This is a genomic window from Tessaracoccus sp. SD287 (genome assembly GCF_017355265.1).
In the GTDB taxonomy this organism is placed as follows: Bacteria; Actinomycetota; Actinomycetes; order Propionibacteriales; family Propionibacteriaceae; genus Aestuariimicrobium.
In genome coordinates this window covers 1-17,018 of sequence record NZ_JADIJQ010000015.1, presented here as the reverse complement: position 1 = coordinate 17,018, position 17,018 = coordinate 1, and the positions used below count along the sequence as shown (strand labels likewise).

Sequence of the window (17,018 nt, the reverse complement as noted above, 5' to 3'; positions counted from 1 at the left end):
GGGACTCACCGATGCCCCACCATCCCGGAGGAAACCATGGCACGCATCATGATCATCGGCGGACACGGACGAGTCGCCCTGCTGGCCGCACCCCTGCTGGTCGAGGCCGGCCACGAGGTCACCTCGGTGATCCGCAACCCCGACCACGAGGCTGAGGTCGCGGCCACGGGCGCCACCCCGCACGTCGCCGACGTCCAGCACCTCGACACCGCCGCCTTCACCGACCTGCTCGTCGGACAGGACGTCCTGGTCTGGTCGGCCGGCGCTGGCGGCGGCAACCCAGAACGCACCTATGCCGTCGACCGGGACGCCGCCATCACCTCCATCGAGGCTGCCACCATCGCCGGGGTGGGCCGCTACGTCATGGTCAGTTACGCCGGCGCCGGTGCCGACCACGGTGTCGAGCCCGACAATTCGTTCTTCGCCTACGCCGAGGCCAAGGCCGCGGCTGACCAGGCGCTGCGGGCCAGCAGGCTCGACTGGACGATCCTTGGTCCCAGCAGGTTGACCACCGACAACCCCACCGGCATGGTCGAGGTCCTCGACGCCGACGGTGCCCCGGGCAGCGGTCAGGTATCGCGCGGCAATGTGGCCCAGATGATCGTCGCCGTGGTCACCGAGCCCGCCGCCATCGGCCGGACGATCGACTTCAACGACGGCGAGACCCCGGTCAGCCAGGCCGTGAACCCGCAGGGCATCGCGTCGTGAGGATCGCCACCTGGAACGTCAACTCCGCCAAACAACGCCTGCCCAGGTTGCTGCCGTGGCTCGAGCAGCGCCGCCCCGACGTGGTGTGCCTGCAGGAGACCAAGCTCAGCGACGCCGCCTTCTTCGACTTGTTCGCCGGTCCGCTGGCCGACCTCGGGTACGAGGCCGCCCACCACGGCCAGGGCCAGTTCAACGGTGTGGCGCTGTTGTCGCGGGTTGGTCTGGCCGACGTGGAGACCGACTTCGCCGGCCAGCCCGACTACGAAGGGACGATCGAGGCGCGGGCGATCAGCGCCACCTGCGGTGGGGTCCGCGTGCACAGCCTGTACGTCCCCAACGGACGCGAGGTGGGCCATCCGCACTATGACTACAAGCTGGCCTGGCTCGACGCCCTGGCGGGGGTGGTCGCCGCCGGCCCCGACGATGTCGCGCTGTGCGGGGACATGAACGTCGCCCCCGCCGACCAGGACCTGTTCGACCCGGCCGCCTACGTCGGCCACACCCATGTCACCGCAGCCGAACGGCAACGGCTGGCCAACTTCGGGCTGGTCGACGTGGTCCGGGCACGCTGGCCCGAACACCAGCGGCTGTTCTCCTACTGGGACTACCGGGCCGGCATGTTCCACCAGGACCTGGGCATGCGCATCGACCTGGTGCTGACCTCGTCCTCGGTGGCCGGACGGGTGCAGGCGGCGTGGGTCGACCGTGCGGCCCGCAAGGGGAAGCTGCCCAGCGACCACGCGCCGGTGATCGTCGACCTCGACCAGGCACCCGATGGTGACATTGGCCCGGTGGTGCCGCCGCCGTCCAACCCGCGCCGCAGCGGGAAGGTGCGCCTGCCCCAGGCCCAGGACTGAGGCTGTTCAGGCCATCAGCACATACCCGCTGGCACCGCTCATGATCTGGCGGGCGGGTGCCCAGCGTCCGATGAGATTGTTGTAGACGAACACCGCGCCGTCGTTGCGCTGGCTGAGCAGGTCGTGGCGGCCGTCCCCGGACATGTCGCCGGCGCTGAAGCCGCGGATGAACCCGTTCCACCCGTGGCCGACCTGCCGGCCGGCCCCGATCGTCCCCTGTGGGGTGCCGTCGTAGGCCCACAAGGTGCCGTCACTGGCGCGGATCGCGAGCACGTCGGAGCGGCCGTCGGCGTTGAAGTCACCCACCGAGAGAATCTGGCGCATGCCCTGCCAGTGCTGTCCGATCAGCCGGATGTCGGTGAGCCCCGCGGCGGTGAGGGTGTAGCGGAACAGCAGCCCATCCGAGGCGCGACGGGCCACGACGTACTGGGTCGAGCCGCCGGCCAGGTTGAAGGCGGGGACGATCTGGTCCATGCCGCCCCAGTTCTGACCCATCCGCTGCCACGGCTCGAGGTAGCCCAGGGAGAAGCTGCGGTACAACCACAGCGACTGGTCCCCGCCGCGACGCATCAGCAGGTCGGAGCGGTTGTCGCCGGTGATGTCGTTGATCTGGTTCATGGAGGTCATCGGCCCCAACCCGGAGCCGCGACTGCCCAGGAACGTGGCCGGGCCGGACGCCGAGCCACGGAAGAACAGCAGGTTGCCGCCGGCATCGGTGGCGAAGATGTCGGTCAGGCCGTCACCGGTGTGGTCACCCAGCTTGCCGGTGGCCGGCGCCATCGTCGCGGTCTGGACGACCAATCCCGAGTACGTGCCGTACGGGGTGCTGGGGCCGGTCTGGGTGAACGAGTGGATCTTGGTCCCCGCAGTGGTGTTGGTCAGCACGCCGCCGGAGTAGGTGGTGCCGAACGCCACGGTGAGGGCGGGCGCCCGGCCGCGGTGGTCGCGCAGGGTGAGGGTGGTGGCGACACCCAGCGGAACGGTCGGCAGCGGAATCTGCTGGGCTCCGGCGTGCACCTGCGCCGAGGTCGGCATCCACGACAGGCTGCTGAGGTCGGTGAGCCGGTTGTTCCCCAGGTGGACGTCCTGGATCCGGGTGGCGCTGTTGGTCAGCGAGATGCGGTGGAGCCGGTTGCCGATCAGACGGATCTCCTTCAGGCCGGTGAGTGCGGCGGGGAAGGAGATGGTGGTCAGGGTGTTGCGGTTGAGGTTGATCCGCTCCAGTCTGGTCAGTTGCGCGGGCACCGTCAGCGAGCCGGTGAGGTTCATCTCGTAGCCGGAGAAATCGGTCATGTTGATCAGGTGCTGCCACCCGGTCAGGTTCGAGATGGGTCGAGCGCTGCAGTCGAGCGTCGGGATCGCGTTCAGGTGGACGTCCCAGATGGGCACGCCGGGGGCCAGGCCAAGTCGGAGTCGCAGGCACTCACGGAACTGGGCGTCGGGGATGGAGACCACGACGATCGCGGGCAGCGGACGCGCGGGCTCAGCGCTGGCGGGCAGGATGCCGGTCACGAGCACCGTGAGCGCTGTCACCAGGGCAGCAGCGAGGCGGAAGGGGACAGACAGGACGGTGGGGTGGCGCATGGCGGACTCAATTCGGCAGGGCGCCGACGCAGTGATGTCCAGGGACGACACGTGGGTCGGCAGTGAACCTGGCGTCGCGCAGGCACCGCCAGTGTGGAAGGGGGGCCGCCATCAGGGGTCGTGTCCAGCGAGGGGGACAGGGTCGTCCTGTCACCCGCCGAGCGTAAGCCACGCCAGGGCATGCGGGGAAGAGCGCCGTCCTGCTCCCGGCACCCCCAGACGACGAGACCCGGACCGCACGGTGGCGGCCCGGGTCTCGGGTGGTGGTGCGGGGTGCGTGCTCAGACGCGGCGGAACTGGGTGTTCATGGGGCAGGCGAACGGGTCGCGGGCAGCCAGTCCGACCTCGTTGAGGTAGCGGATGACCACGCCATAGGACTGCAGCAGGGTGGTCTCGGTGTAGGGCACGTTGTGGGTCTCGCAGTACTCCTTGACGATGCTGCGCACGCGGCCCAGGTGGGGGCGCGCCATCGTCGGGAACAGGTGGTGCTCGATCTGGTAGTTCAGGCCACCCATCAGCAGGCTGGCGGCCCAGCCGCCCTTGATGTTGCGCGACATCCGCACCTGCTTGGTGAAGAAGTCGAGCTTGGCCTTCTTGTCCACGATCGGCATGCCGGTGTGGTTGGGGGCGAACGCGCCACCCATGTAGAAACCAAAGACGGCGAAGTGGACGCCCAGGAAGGCGAAGGCCATGCCCAGCGGCAGCATCAGGAACACCGGCACCAGCAGCACCGCGAAGTGGGTCAGCATCATTGCCAGTTCGCTCCACCGCTTGGTGACCGGGCCGCGACCCAGGACGTAGGTGAAGCTGTGCTTGTACAGGTTGACGCCCTCAAGGGTCAGCAGGGGCAGGAACAGCCAGCCCTGGCGACGGTTGATCCAGCGGACGATCCCGCGTGAGCTGGCGGCGTCCTCTTCGAGGAAGGAGACGGTGTCGCGCTCGATGTCGGGGTCCTTGCCGACCCGGTTGGGGTTGCCATGGTGGCGAGAGTGCTTGTTGTTCCACCAGGACAGGCTCAGGCCAACGACACCCACGGCGAGGATGCGGGCCAGCTTGTGGTTGTTCTCGCTGGACTCCAGCACCTGGTTGTGGTCGGCCTCGTGGCCGATGAACGCGAACTGGGTGATGATGACGCCCAGGGCGCCGGCGATCAGCAGCTGGAACCAGCTGTCACCAAGCAGGATGAACCCGGCGACGCAACCAGCCAGGGCCAGACCGAGGCCGACCATCAGCAGGATGTAGAACCAGCGTGCCTTCTTCAGCAGGCCCAGTTCCTTGGCCACGGTGGACACCTCCACGTAGGCCCGCAGCTGGGGCGGGAAGGAGCTCGCGTCCTTGTACTTGGAGATCGTCACCGCCGGTGCGGCGGGAGCCAGGAGGGTTTCGCTCATGCAGTTTTACCTATGGATCTGGATGCACATTTACATCTTGTACGCCACAGGCAATTGCCGACAGCTAGTCCTAGTGTAGTTTGAGCAACCCGAGAAATTCAGCCGTTCCACCAGATGTGATGTCCGCGTGACGTGATGCTCCCCGGAGCAAGGCCAGGTCTGGCCGACGCACGCGGCTGTGAGCGGTGCCCGACCAGTCGTCGAGGCACGTCGGCTGCCACGGGTGACTCACCGAACCTGTGATCAGCGCAGGCGCTTGCCGTTCTGCCGGATGATGCCGATGACGAACGTTCCGATGAACAGCACGATTCCGATGAGGGCCAGCCACATCAGACCCTCGAAGACGAAACCGATGATTGACAGCACCGCCCAGGCGACGAGCAGGATGACCAGGAGTGTCCACATGCCATCGACGATACGCCTCAGGGTCGGGCTGCGGTGTCGACGGCGATATCAGACGCGGCGGATGGAGCCGCGTGATCAGTGTCGCCCACCGTGGCGTGCCGGCCGTCGGCGGGACGGGGGATCAGCTCAGCCGGGACCGATGGTCGTATCCACGTCGAACGGCCCCACCTGGTAGACGAGGCAGGGCGAGTGTGGCTCACCGAGCATGGTCCAGATCGCGCACAGATCAGCCCAGGATGTCGGCTGCAGCCGCACCGGGACGGGCTGGTCGCCGACCTGGACAACGGGCTGCTGGTGAAGCGTGGTGAGCACCGACTCGAGCAGTTGCGGCGCCTGGGTGCCGTGGAAGCTGAACAGGACCTCGGCCGTGGAGGTGGCCGCGGGGATGGGTTGGTTCCTCGGGCCGGGACGGGGCGCAGTCAGGTGGTGGGTGGCCTCAGTGGGAGAAAGTCCGAGCAGGTAGAGACAGGCGAGGGACTCGGCGTCCTGCGGCCGCTGCTGGCGTAGTTCGGCGCCCGGGACGGCGTTGGCGAGTGCTGGGGTCACGGATGCGGCGAGGACGTCCAGGATGGAGGTGATGGTGGCCATGAGGAGGGTGTAGCACGGGACTGGATGTAGGACACGGGGAGCGCAAGATCCCCACGCTGACCTACTCCGCGCCGATCCACCACTGAGGGGCTCCACAGTCGTTAGCTGAGTTGTCTTACTAGATGCTTGTGACTGCAGCAACCGCGAATTGGTCCTGTGACATCTGTCGCCGCAGACGCCACGTAATCGCGATCGGCCGCTCTCCTTCATGCTGCACGTAGTCGGCGTGCCCCAAGAGCAGGTATGGGGCGCCCTTACCCAGCTCGGATGACCGCTGGGGGCGCATGAAAATAAGGATGTTGCTGCGAGTGGTGCGTTGGTTGATGTATCGCTGCCCGGTGGGCGAAGCCACCGTGGTGCGTGACTGACTTTCCCAATGGAAGAGCTCGCTGCTGATCGCGTAATCCTCGTACATGGTGGTCGAACTGAACTCGTGCTCAGCCTTATTGACCGTGACCAGGAGCGCATCCGTATCGAGGTCTGCGGCGTAGAACACTCCTTCGCGCATGTTGGCAGGTTTACGGTCTAGAGAGGCGTAATCGAGACCGGCACATAGTTCCTCACGGGAGTACCTCATATGGGACCGTAGCGGTCGCCATGACAATCCGGCGGAGAGCGGCTCCGGCAGATGGGTGGCGGAGTCAACGCCTAGTTGCATCACGTCGAGGATGTCGGAGACCACGGCCTGCTCACTGCGGATGATCTGCAGAGGTGTTTCGTAATTGTCGAACGGCAGGTTCGGCCACAGTGAGAAGAGAACCATCCGAGCCCAGATCTGGTCGGTGGGGGACAAGTGCGCATAGGGCGTGGAACCGGTGAGCACCTCGCGGTACCTGTAGAGGCGCTCAGCATCCTCCACGTGAGCGAAGGCAGCGACGCGCTTGAGTAGCGGTGTCTCGTGTTCTCCACCGGGTGGGGTTGGCAACCCTGCTTCGCGGCGTAGCTGTGTCCAGCTGCGGTCCGTCTTCAGCACTTGGCTCAGCGGCACATCGCTGGCCTCAAGGAAGTGGGCAAGGGTCACGTCGCCTAGGTTCCTGAGTGTTTTCACCGTCTCTGCCCAACGCGTAGTGATCTGGCGCTTCAGCGATTCGAGGATCTGGGCTTGTGTGTGACGGTCGAGAAGCAGCTGTGATCCGGCTGGCAGCTCCGGGAACTCGCGCTCTACGTGCTCCCGGAGGGTTCCGCGCGCGATTCCCGTCAGTGCTGTCAGACGCGTATCGAAGCGGTACTCCTTGCGGTGATTGCCCACGAAGTCCAGAACTGTAAGGACTGCCTTGTCCTTGGTGCGACGCAATCCTCGCCCAAGTTGCTGAAGGAAGAGCGTGGCTGACTCTGTTGGACGCAGGAACAAGACGGTGTCGACGTCCGGTAGGTCCAGCCCCTCGTTGAAGACATCAGCGCTGAAGACGATGTTGACCTTCCTAGCGGTCAGGTCTCGGAGTGTCTGGGCGCGCTCGATTGGAGCGGTGGCTCCGCTCACCCATGCTGCGGATATCCCCGCCTGGTTGAACGCATCAGACATGAACTGGGCGTGCTTGACACCGCTGCAGAACCCGAGCGCACGCATGGCCGTCAGGTCAGGCACTTTGTCCTGCAGCTGACTCAAGACGACACGCAGTCGGGCAGTATTTGCTGTGTAGAGGTTTTCGAGCTCGACAGGGTCGTAGCGTCCGCTTCGCCATGACACCTGCGTGAGATCGGTGCCATCGCTGAGACCGAAGTAGTGGAAGGGCACCAGCAACTCGGCTTCAAGGGCGTCCCACAGGCGGATCTCAGCAGCGGTCCTGCCGTCAAAGTACTTGCGAACATCGATGCCGTCAGTGCGTTCAGGGGTAGCAGTGAGGCCGAGCAGTTCCTTCGGTTGCAGATGGGTCAGCAGCTGTTGGTAACTCGATGAAGCAGCATGGTGGAACTCATCGATAACGACGATCTCGAAGGCCTCCGGACGCATACCACCGACGACTGCAGCGCTCAGCGACTGAACGGAAGCGAAGACGTGTCGCCATGTCTCGGGGCGAGATCCGCCTACGTACAGCTCGCCGAAGTTTGGGTCGTTAAGCACCTCACGGTACGTACGTCGTGCTTGGTCCAGGATCTCCTTGCGGTGCGCTACAAAGAGCAGTGAGGGGCGGCGGTCACCGTGGCACAACCGACGGTAATCCAAGGCCGCAACGACGGTCTTGCCTGTGCCCGTCGCTGCGACGACAAGGTTTCGATGGTGGCCATGCACCGTCCGCTCGACCTCGAGAGCCTCAAGGATGGAGCGCTGGTGCGGGTAGGGGCGTACTTCTAGGCCCGATAGGGAGATCGTCACGCGGTGAGCGGCGCCACCGCCGCGGGCTTCGGCGAGGGCCGCTTCGAGCCGGTCGCCATCGCGATCAGGGAGGTACTCCTCGAAATTCTCGCTGTTCCAGTAGGTCTCGAACGTTGCGCCAAACTTTCGGAGCAGGCTGGGAGTCACTGAGCGGCTGAGCCGAACGTTCCACTCGACGCCGTCAAGGAGTGCAGTACTCGTCAGATTGGAGGAGCCGACATATGCGGTGTGGAACTGGCTGTCTCGGTGGAAGAGCCAGGCCTTCGCGTGCAGTCGGGTGCGCTCGATTTCGTAGCTGATGCGGACCTCGGCGCCGAACTCCCGGACGAGTCGGTCGAGGGCGCGACGCTCGGTTGAGCCAAGGTACGTGGAAGTCAGCACCTTGAAGGTGGCGTTGCGCTCCGCCAGTTCCCGCATCTGACGCTCGAGGGTCCGGATTCCGTACCACTTGATGAACGCGCAGATGAGATACACCTCGTCAGCGGTCGCCAACTCTCCGCGGATCTCGTGGCCGAAGTTCGGTTCCGAACCGGTATTGGTCAGGAGCGCCACCTCGCTGAGGGGCATGACCGGGTGAACACCGTGACGAGCTTGAACACTTGGTCCAGGCTCAGGACGCAGAGAGATGAGTTTGCTCGGTGGACCTGGAATCATGTCCCCGGCCGCGTCGATGTTTTCCAACAGCGAGTTCACCGCGGCAACACGATCCTCAGCCTTCAATCCGGTCAGGTAACGACGCAGACTGCCCTGTACATGGCGGGAAAGCAAGTCAGGTAGGTGTGCCTCATCGATCTTTGTGATTTCCCGCTGCAGGAGCGTCTTGCGCAGTCGAGCCTCGATTTCGCTGGTGACCACGGCGTCATAAGCGCCTTCGGGTAGAGAATGTGGGTCCTCGAGGGTCATGGGAACAGACTGGCATAACGCCCCGACGAATCTTGAGGCGGGCACATGTCGGACCGAGACGAGTGCCTTTGTCAGGGAGTACGCCGGCCCCATGGCGTACCTGACAAACTAGCTTCATGCGCGTCGCCATCGCCGGTGCCACCGGACTCCTCGGAACTGCCCTTACCCAACACCTGCGCCAGAACGGCCATCAGGTCATCCGACTCGTCCGCAGTGAACCTCACGGAGCCGACGAGCGCCGCTTCGACCCGGCTAGCCGCACCATCGCGGCCCCCGGACTCACCGACGTCGACGCGGTGGTGAACTTCGCCGGCGCCGGCATCGCCGACTCCCGCTGGACCGAGTCCCACAAGCGAGCCATGCGGGCGTCGCGACTCACCAGCACCCAGACGATTACCAACGCCCTGGCCGAGGCCCCGAACTGCAGAGTGTTCCTGTCCGGTTCAGCCATCGGCTATTACGGCAACAGGGGGTCGGAACGCCTCACCGAAGCATCCACGAACGGCACCGGCTACCTCGCCGAACTGGTGCGCGACTGGGAGCTGGCCGCAGACCAGGCACCCGACCACGTCCGCGTGGTGAAAGTCCGCACCGGCCACGTGCTGACCCGAAGCGGCGGCATCCTCGGCAAGCAGCGACTGCTCTACCAGTTGGGTGCCGGTGGCCGCATCGGCGACGGCAACCAGTACGTCAGTTGGATCAGCGTCGACGACTACGTCCGCGCGTGTGAGTTCCTGTTGACCCACGACGACATCTCTGGGCCGGTGAACCTGACCGCCCCGAACCCGGTGCGCAACGTCGACTTCACCAAGGCGTTCGCGGTGGCTCTGCACCGTCCCGCGTTCCTACCGTTGCCCCTGCCGGCGGCCAAGCTGCTGTTCACCGGCCAGATGGTCGACGATGCACTGCTGGCGAGCCAGCAGGCGTTGCCGAAGGTGCTGCTGGACAACGGTTTCCAGTTCCTTCACGACGACGTCGACGAGGCGATGGAGGCGGTGAACTGAAACCCTGGTTGCATCCGGGGCCGGCTGACGGGTACAAGTCAGCTGGGCCGGTGCTTCTTCCGTAGCTCCGCGAGGCGCTGACGTGCCGCGGTTGTTGTCACACCGCGGAGGTTGAGCGGGGGGTCCAACTTCTGCACCACCGCACCTTGGACATCACGCAGGGTGACTGAATCGGCCACCGGGACGGCGATGAGTCGCAGATGCTCATGCATCCATTGGCTGAGGTCGCCTTCGCTGATGGGCTGGTCGTGGGCCTCCGTCAGCAGTGCCGCGAGGCTCTCGCGAAGAGTGGACAGGTCGCGCCGCGCTCCGAGATGCATCGTCGTGACCCGCAGCCACAGGGTGTTGGACGACTTCTGTCCGTCTGCTCGGGCAGCGCCTGCCTGTCCGGCGTAGACCAGTCCGGGTCCAAGACGCAGGCCCAGACCAAGGCTCAGTTCGTCAGCTCCGGGCTGGTCCACGAACCAGGCGTTGATTCCCGGTGAATCCATGTCTTGGGTCTTGGCGGCGATGAACTCCGCGGGTGTCATCCCACGTGTGGTGTCAGAAACCAGCGTGATCAATTCGTCAATCGAAGGATCCGGCGCGTCCACGTAGTGGGCGGCCGCCGTTGGGGGACTCTTTTCCGCGAGTTGTTGAGGGTGTCGGGGATGACCACGGTGGTATTTCTTGCGCAGTGCCATCAGTCGTGACCGCAGTTCGGTGCGTTCAACTTCGTGGAGGTTGAACGGTGGATCGAGCCGACTGAGAATTTCAGTTTCAACGGCGCGGAGAGTGGCCGCGTCGGCGACTGGGAGAGCAATGATCTGGAGATGAACCAGCATCCAGCTGGTGAGCGCCGATTCGTCGATGCCCGACTCGCCGCGAGCCTCCGCCAAGGTCGAACCAAGCGTCCGGCGCAGCGTCGAGAACTCCTGCCGTCGGCCGCAGTGCATCTTCACAATCCGTTTCCACAAGGTGTTGGTGGAGGCCTTCTGCGCCTCTGAATGGTGGGCGCCAGCCTGGCCGACGTAAACCAAACCCGGCCTTACCTCGAGACCGAGACCATGGCTCACCTCGGCCGCGCCTGTCGCATCCATCCACCAGCTGTACAGGCCGGGGGAGTCCATCCGTGGGTCTTTGCTCGCCACAAAGTCTGACAAGGTCACGCGATTGTGCTTGTTGGTGAGTGCCTCAGCCAGCTCGACAATATCGACCTCGTCGTTCCTGTTCTGTGACAAAGGTGCAGCTGCCGGGGCAGCGTCTGACCGGTCGCGGCAATACCACGCGAGGCGCCGGCCCTGCTGCAGGCCGGCAAGCGGCTCCACGACAGTGGCGCCGCGAATGACCAACAAACTCCTGATGGGGGCGACGTAGTCGGCCCCCGCATGGATCTCGATGGTCATCCCCTCTACTGGCCCGACGAGTTCGTGCAGTCGTTCCATGACGTTAGCTCCCCACTCCCGGCGGTAGGCAGCGGACTGGTCCTGCATTCTCATGTCGTACGGCGCAATCACGTCGTTGACCTCCATCAAGCCGTGCTTGGCCGACAGGATGTACCAAGGCGCACCGGAGCGCTCGGCGTAGGCGCGCGCCTCGCGGAACAGCGCTGAGGTGTACAGATCCTTGGCAGGGGCTGGTTCGTCGCCCTTGCGCTTCGCGCAACTGACCAGAATGATGTCGGCTCCCACATGGGTCTGCGTTGTGTGGCCGTTCGAGGACGAACGCGTATCAACGGCGCGTGTGAAGGTGACGGAGCTTCCGACCGTCGCCTTCGCTCTGAACCCGGCCCACTGGGACCGATCACCGGACCAGTACGCAACGTGGTGGGTCGCCGAGGTTGGCATTCCGCCGACCAATTCGTCCAGCTCCTGCCAGGACAGCGTCACTGGCGACCGACTATCAGCGAGCAATATGCGCAAAGGTTCCCAGTTCGCCATGCCCGTGAATGTAGTCCCAGTCCTGGGTCCTCGGCCATGATTTCGACCCGCGGCACCGGGGTCCCGCGGTTTTTCTCTCCTAGCCTTACTCCATAAGCGTCGACCTCCGAATGGCCATCGACACCGAAACCCCCGGCCAGCAGTTGGCCCTGCTACACAGTCTGCGTCTGCGCATGGCCGTGGTCGAGATGGTCTTCCACGACGACGCCGGTCATCCGCTCACAGAGCGGCTCCAGTACCTGGCGCCTGATCGGTTTGAGGGCGTGAGTGCACGTCCGGGTTACGACCGGGCAGAGCCACGGGCTGTCCTGCACCGCTATGGCTATGACCGGGCGATCATCTCGGCCCTGGCCGATCTGGGTGGGCTCTTCGTCCTCCATCGAGACCCGCGCGGTGACCGCGTGGACTTCACCGATCTGGGCAACGTCGACCTGAGCTTCTACGACGCGACCGGGAACCTGTTCTGCTACACCGTCACCCACGAGGGACTGGTCTTCCTCGCCGAGTGACGGCCCACCATCCCTCCAACCCGACCCGGACGCTAGCGTGAGGGCATCCGCCACGGCTTCGGCGGCAGCGCCAGCACCCCGGAAGGACCACCATGACCGACCACACCGGACCCGTTCGACTCGGCATCGTCGGCGCCCGCGGTCAGGGTGCCTTCTACGCCACGCTGGTCGCCGACGGCCACGTGCCGAACATGACCGTCGGCGCCTTCAGCGGCCGCAGCGCCGCCTCCCGAGCGGCCGTCCAGGACCGCTTCGGCGACGTCCCGTTCTTCACTGACCCGATCGAGATGATGGACAGCGGAACTGTCGACGCCATCGTCACCACGGTCCCGCACTACCTGCATCCCGACCTGGCCGTCGCCGGCATCGAACGCGGCGTGCACGTGCTGCTCGAGAAGCCCGTGGGGGTCTACCCGCAGCAGGTGCGCCGGATGCTCCAGGTGGCCCAGACGCATCCCGACGTCCGGCTCGGCGTCCTGTACAACCAGCGCGCCAACCCGCTGTTCATCCGCCTCAAGCAGGTGCTGTCCAGCGGCGAACTGGGCCAGGTCCGCCGGGTGAACTGGACGATCACCAACTGGTTTCGGCCGCAGAGCTACTTCGACAGCTCCCCGTGGCGGGGCACCTGGGCCGGGGAGGGTGGCGGCGTGCTGATCAACCAGGCCGCCCACCAGATCGACCTGTGGCAGTGGCTGTGCGGCGCCCCGGAGTCAGTGTTCGCGAAGATCCGCTACGGCTTCGGCCACGACATCACGGTCGAGGACGACGTCACTGCCGTCCTGGACTACGGCCAGCGGGGCAGCGGCACCTTCGTCACGGCCACCCACGACATGCTGGGCGTCGACCGCCTCGAGATCCAGTGCGACCAGGGCAAGGTCGTCGTGCAGGACAGCCGGCACGCGACCATCACCCGGCTGGACCGCCCGATGGCCGAGTTCTCCGAATCCATGGACGCGGCCACCCTGCAGCAGATCGTCCAGGGCACGGTGGACTGGTCGGGGCTGAGCACCACCGAGGTGGTCGAGGGCACCTCGGACTTCGGCGTGGACCACGCCGCGGTGCTGACGAATTTCGCCCGCGCCATCCTGTTCGGTGAACCCGTGCTGGTCACGGCGTCCGGGGGTCTGGACGCGCTGCGGCTGTCCAGTGCGATGCTGCTGTCGTCCTGGCTGGGCCGTGAGGTGCCGTTCGACTTCGACGAGGACCTGTTCCTGACCGAACTCAACGCCAGGATCAGCGCCGAGGGCGGACACCCGCCGCGCAACTGAGCAGGGACACGGGCGGTCCGTGACCTTGGTCGACTGAGTCGGACACTCGACGTCGCCTACGGTCAGAAACTCGCGTCGAGGCCGCGCCATTTCCCCGGGAGGTCCATCCGGCGCCCAGAGGCGCGCCGTCCTAAACATGGGGATGAAGTGCCTCAAGCTTGCGCCCTGCGCTGGCGGTACATGGGATGGGACACCTGCTCAATGAAGGGGTGCAATCCTGGGTGCGTCTCGTCACGAACATCGTGACGAGAACTTGGGGCTGACTCTTCTCGGTGGTGGCAGTATCCCGCGTCTGCGAAGACGACGAGCGTCCGCAGTAATTGGACTAGCTTCGGGCACGTCGGCCCGGGTGCTGTGAGCAATTTCTGTGACGGTGCACCGATGTGTCATTGCGAGTTAGATCTCACTCCACAAGTCAGCGGCTGATGAAGCACAAGTGGACGCACTACGCTGCTCCTAGTCGAAAGTCGAGGAACGGTCAGCGATCCCAGGACTCTGTAGAGCCCCCTGCTGGCTCTCGCAGCCGTTCGTGGGACAAAGGACGACCGACCTGAACGAACCAACCGCGACCGCGCCGATGCAAGCCGGATGAACCGAAGGAAGATAATGCGACGCCCGTACCTCTCTCTGATCTTTGCGGTACTTCTGGTGCTAGCGGGATGCGGTGGGGGTGCCAGCAGCACACCCGCGTCCGAGCCCGCACCCACGTCACCGTCGATCGCGCCGAATACACCCACGCGTACGACAGACGGCCCTACCCTCCAAGCGGAGGTCGTTCACACCTACTTCAACGATGACCCATTCGCGCGTTTCGTCGTTAAGTTCACTAATCCGGCGAACCAGACACGTGTTGGCGCGACTGCCTCTTGGAAGGCGTTGGACAAGGACGGGGTGATCGTTGGATCTTACGACACTGCCTTGCCCCCTATCGGTCCCGGAGGGACATGGTATTACGTCGGCGGAGCAGGTGGTGCTCACTTGACTGGCATTCCCGCCAAGGCGACGGTGGCGATCACAAGACAGGGTACGTTGCAGAGCGGCGAGTTCAAGTCCTTGGTGACCGTCGAAAAGTCCAATTTCAAGCGCTCGGAGTACGACCTGCATCCCACTGCAAAGACTTACGACGTGACGGCGGTTATCGCTGCATCGGGAGACGTGAAGACAGCCGAGATCAGCTCAGCCGTCGTGCTGCTCGATGGGTCGGGAAAGATCGTGGGTGGAGCGTGGCTGGACTTCACCTCTGCGCCGGAGCGTCTCGCTTCTGGTGAGAAGGTGCAGGCTCGGGCGTCCGTATATGTGCCAAAGGGCACCCCCACGAAGGTCGTCCTCTACGTCTGGTAGGCCCTGGACTTAGTTACCCTGAAGCATTCCGTCTACAAGCCCGCCGGTGGCGCGTGTCGTAACGGTCCGATTGCCAGCGGTTGTCCAGTCGGGCGGGGCTTCCAACCGCGTATGCGGGTCGGCTCGCCAAATTGGACCTTGAGGGGTCGGAGGCACGGCTCGACGCTGAAGCGTTCAGCACGAGCTTTGAGCGGTCAGTCGAGGTTGACCTGCACCGATCGGGGCCGCACGACCGTCCACAGCATCACCGTCGCCAACAGGGCGCAGATCAGCATCGCGGTGCCCAACGGCACCGGGCTGGTCATGTCGAAACCGCCCAGCACCGGGCCGACCGTGGCTGCCACCAGCATGTTGGTCGCACCCATGAGGGACGCCGCGACACCGGAGTCCGCGCGGTGGTTCTGCAGCGCCAGCACCTGCGCGCTGGGCATGCAGGCGCCGAAACCGGTGGTGAACGCGAACATGGCCGGCACCAGCGCGACGTAGCCGTCGAAGGCGCTGTGCAGCAGCAGGAACGACGTGGCGGCCGCGACCATCAGCGTGGTGCCGGCCACCAGGATCCACTGCGGACCCACCTTGGCGGCCAGTCGACTCCCCAGCTGGACGCCGACGAAGACCCCCACCGAGCAGATCGCGAAGACGGCACCGAAGCCCTGCGGGGACAGGCCGAAGCCCTCCTGCAGCAGCACCGAGGAACTGGCGACGTAGCTGAACAGGCCGCCGAACGAGAAGGCCGCGACCAGCGCCACCCCGATATAGGTCCGATCGCCCAGCACCCTGCGGTAGGCCGCGAACACGGCAGAGACACCACCGACGGTGCGTTCGGCGGGCGGACGGCTCTCGACGATCAGCGTCGCCACCAACAGCACGATCAGGGCGCCGTAACAGGCCAGCACCCAGAACACGCCACGCCAGTCGATGATGGTCACCAGCCACGACCCGACCAGCGGCGCGATGATCGGCGCCAGCCCGTTGATCAGGGCCAGGTTCGACAGCATCTTGATCAGCCGTCGGCCGCTGAACAGGTCACGGGCCATGGCCATCGCGACCACGGCACCACCGGCAGCACCGATGCCCTGCAGGGCGCGCATCACCGTCAGGAACTCCACGTTCGGGGCGATCGCCACCAGCACCGAACTGATCACGTGCACGCTGGTCATCGCCAGCAGCGGCCACTTGCGTCCGAGCCGGTCGCTGAGCGGGCCGACCAGCAACTGGCCGAGCGCGAAGCCAAGCACGGTGGCCGACAGGGTCACCTGCACCTGGGCGTCGTTGATGCCCATGTTGGCCTTGATGGCGGGGAATGCGGGCAGGTACAGGTCGATCGTGAACGGGCCGAGGGCCGTCAGCAGTCCGAGGGTGATGATGGTGAACAGGCGCCGATTGGACGTCATCTGGTCACCGCGGTGCAGGGTGGGCGTCGCGGTCTGGTGCATGGGTGAACTCCTGGGGTTCACGCCGTCCGGCCGAGGTCCCGGGCGCGGGACCTGACATTGGACGACCCGTCTCGCACAGCGGCCAACGGGCAGGGGCGCGGGGTAATTCTACGTCACCAGCGCCAGTGTGAGAAATACCACCCGCACCGTGGATTCCCTTGCCGTGGAGCGGTCAAAGGATTCCTACACCGTGGACTCGCGCATCCACACGGCGCGGTGCCGCGCAGTGCCCAGCGCAACGCCCACCCCGGCCATGCCAGCCATGTTGAGCCACAGCGCCGGCCCCACCGACAGGCTCTCGTCGGCGCCCGCCACGGCCACGATCAACAACATGAACAGGGCCACCAGCAGGTTCAGACCGACCACGACGAGCCAGACGATGGTCGGCATCCTGCCCATCACCCCGGCCGAGGCCAGCAGCGCCCCGACGGCCGAGCCGATGGTGGTGATGAAGAAGAACACGAAGGCGCCGACGGTGAACTCGGTCTGGTCGGTCAACAGGTGTGGCGTCCACTGCCACAGGAAGATGCCACCGCTCCACGGCTGACCGGCGGGGTAGACCAGCGGGGTCATGATGCTGCCGACGAAGGCCAGGGCGGTGAGTGCCAGCACGATGATGATGGCCAGCTTGCGCTTGGCGCTGGGCTTGGGCGGCTCGGGCTTCAGTGGACGGTAGCCGTACGTGCCGTAGCCCGGCGGCATCCCATAACCGGGCGGGGGCAGCAAGGGCGGCGGCAACTGGGGTCCCCGCTGTGGCCCGGGTCCCCGCTGCGGACCGGACCCCTGCTGTG

At 65.4% G+C, this 17,018-nt stretch carries 14 protein-coding genes; 6 read left to right on the top strand and 8 right to left on the bottom strand.

All coding sequences use genetic code 11. The features are described from left to right. Positions 1-36: 36 nt before the first annotated feature. On the top strand, positions 37-708 hold the full coding sequence (locus IPV09_RS07910; RefSeq protein WP_207474705.1) for an NAD(P)H-binding protein: 672 nt from the start codon (positions 37-39) through the stop codon (positions 706-708). Beyond that, positions 705-1,565, top strand: a complete 861-nt coding sequence (locus IPV09_RS07905) for an exodeoxyribonuclease III (protein WP_207474704.1) — start codon at positions 705-707, stop codon at positions 1,563-1,565. The genes IPV09_RS07910 and IPV09_RS07905 overlap by 4 nt, the downstream gene beginning before the upstream one ends. A 6-nt stretch (positions 1,566-1,571) precedes the next feature. On the opposite strand, the gene IPV09_RS07900 is transcribed toward IPV09_RS07905, so the two are convergent. From IPV09_RS07900 to IPV09_RS07880, 5 genes are all read right to left on the bottom strand, one after another. Next, positions 1,572-3,149, bottom strand: coding sequence for an FG-GAP-like repeat-containing protein (locus IPV09_RS07900; protein WP_207474703.1), 1,578 nt, complete (start codon positions 3,147-3,149; stop codon positions 1,572-1,574). Positions 3,150-3,430: 281 nt separating this feature from the next. After that, positions 3,431-4,540: an acyl-CoA desaturase gene (locus IPV09_RS07895; protein ID WP_207474702.1), complete on the bottom strand. Its 1,110-nt coding sequence runs from the start codon at positions 4,538-4,540 to the stop codon at positions 3,431-3,433. A gap of 243 nt (positions 4,541-4,783) precedes the next feature. Next, positions 4,784-4,945 (bottom strand): hypothetical protein, encoded by a 162-nt coding sequence (locus IPV09_RS07890; RefSeq protein ID WP_207474701.1) that lies wholly within the window; start codon positions 4,943-4,945, stop codon positions 4,784-4,786. A 126-nt stretch (positions 4,946-5,071) separates the two neighbouring features. Beyond that, positions 5,072-5,533 carry a Pvc16 family protein gene (locus tag IPV09_RS07885; RefSeq protein ID WP_207474700.1) on the bottom strand — a complete coding sequence of 154 codons (462 nt, stop codon included), beginning with the start codon at positions 5,531-5,533 and terminating at the stop codon, positions 5,072-5,074. A 118-nt stretch (positions 5,534-5,651) separates the two neighbouring features. Then, entirely contained in the window at positions 5,652-8,750 is a 3,099-nt protein-coding gene (locus IPV09_RS07880) for a DUF3427 domain-containing protein (RefSeq protein ID WP_207474699.1), read from the bottom strand. A 116-nt stretch (positions 8,751-8,866) separates the two neighbouring features. On the opposite strand from IPV09_RS07880, the gene IPV09_RS07875 reads away from it, so the two are divergent. After that, positions 8,867-9,754: a TIGR01777 family oxidoreductase gene (locus IPV09_RS07875; protein ID WP_207474698.1), complete on the top strand. Its 888-nt coding sequence runs from the start codon at positions 8,867-8,869 to the stop codon at positions 9,752-9,754. Positions 9,755-9,792: 38 nt separating this feature from the next. Here the strand turns inward: IPV09_RS07875 and IPV09_RS07870 are convergent, their stop codons facing one another. Then, positions 9,793-11,673 carry a DUF6884 domain-containing protein gene (locus IPV09_RS07870; protein WP_207474697.1) on the bottom strand — a complete coding sequence of 627 codons (1,881 nt, stop codon included), beginning with the start codon at positions 11,671-11,673 and terminating at the stop codon, positions 9,793-9,795. A 110-nt stretch (positions 11,674-11,783) separates the two neighbouring features. On the opposite strand from IPV09_RS07870, the gene IPV09_RS07865 reads away from it, so the two are divergent. The 3 genes from IPV09_RS07865 (at position 11,784) to IPV09_RS07855 (ending at position 14,791) form a co-directional block, all read left to right on the top strand. Further along, positions 11,784-12,182, top strand: coding sequence for a hypothetical protein (locus IPV09_RS07865; protein WP_207474696.1), 399 nt, complete (start codon positions 11,784-11,786; stop codon positions 12,180-12,182). A gap of 92 nt (positions 12,183-12,274) precedes the next feature. Further along, positions 12,275-13,450 carry a Gfo/Idh/MocA family protein gene (locus IPV09_RS07860; protein ID WP_207474695.1) on the top strand — a complete coding sequence of 392 codons (1,176 nt, stop codon included), beginning with the start codon at positions 12,275-12,277 and terminating at the stop codon, positions 13,448-13,450. Positions 13,451-14,428: 978 nt separating this feature from the next. Next, positions 14,429-14,791, top strand: coding sequence for a hypothetical protein (locus tag IPV09_RS07855; protein WP_207474694.1), 363 nt, complete (start codon positions 14,429-14,431; stop codon positions 14,789-14,791). 194 nt (positions 14,792-14,985) lie between these two features. Here the strand turns inward: IPV09_RS07855 and IPV09_RS07850 are convergent, their stop codons facing one another. Beyond that, positions 14,986-16,227 carry a multidrug effflux MFS transporter gene (locus IPV09_RS07850; RefSeq protein ID WP_207474693.1) on the bottom strand — a complete coding sequence of 414 codons (1,242 nt, stop codon included), beginning with the start codon at positions 16,225-16,227 and terminating at the stop codon, positions 14,986-14,988. 183 nt (positions 16,228-16,410) lie between these two features. Next, the coding region (locus IPV09_RS07845; protein ID WP_370590256.1) for a hypothetical protein at positions 16,411-17,018 on the bottom strand (608 nt) is incomplete at its 5' end.

What these genes read in the sequence shown, in the direction of transcription:
- IPV09_RS07910 (WP_207474705.1), top strand. Translation starts at nt 37, where the DNA reads ATGGCACGCATCATGATCATCGGCGGACACGGACGAGTCGCCCTGCTG.
- IPV09_RS07900 (WP_207474703.1), bottom strand. Translation starts at nt 3,149, where the DNA reads ATGCGCCACCCCACCGTCCTGTCTGTCCCCTTCCGCCTCGCTGCTGCC.
- IPV09_RS07895 (WP_207474702.1), bottom strand. Translation starts at nt 4,540, where the DNA reads ATGAGCGAAACCCTCCTGGCTCCCGCCGCACCGGCGGTGACGATCTCC.
- IPV09_RS07890 (WP_207474701.1), bottom strand. Translation starts at nt 4,945, where the DNA reads ATGTGGACACTCCTGGTCATCCTGCTCGTCGCCTGGGCGGTGCTGTCA.
- IPV09_RS07885 (WP_207474700.1), bottom strand. Translation starts at nt 5,533, where the DNA reads ATGGCCACCATCACCTCCATCCTGGACGTCCTCGCCGCATCCGTGACC.
- IPV09_RS07880 (WP_207474699.1), bottom strand. Translation starts at nt 8,750, where the DNA reads ATGACCCTCGAGGACCCACATTCTCTACCCGAAGGCGCTTATGACGCC.
- IPV09_RS07875 (WP_207474698.1), top strand. Translation starts at nt 8,867, where the DNA reads ATGCGCGTCGCCATCGCCGGTGCCACCGGACTCCTCGGAACTGCCCTT.
- IPV09_RS07870 (WP_207474697.1), bottom strand. Translation starts at nt 11,673, where the DNA reads ATGGCGAACTGGGAACCTTTGCGCATATTGCTCGCTGATAGTCGGTCG.
- IPV09_RS07865 (WP_207474696.1), top strand. Translation starts at nt 11,784, where the DNA reads ATGGCCATCGACACCGAAACCCCCGGCCAGCAGTTGGCCCTGCTACAC.
- IPV09_RS07860 (WP_207474695.1), top strand. Translation starts at nt 12,275, where the DNA reads ATGACCGACCACACCGGACCCGTTCGACTCGGCATCGTCGGCGCCCGC.
- IPV09_RS07850 (WP_207474693.1), bottom strand. Translation starts at nt 16,227, where the DNA reads ATGCACCAGACCGCGACGCCCACCCTGCACCGCGGTGACCAGATGACG.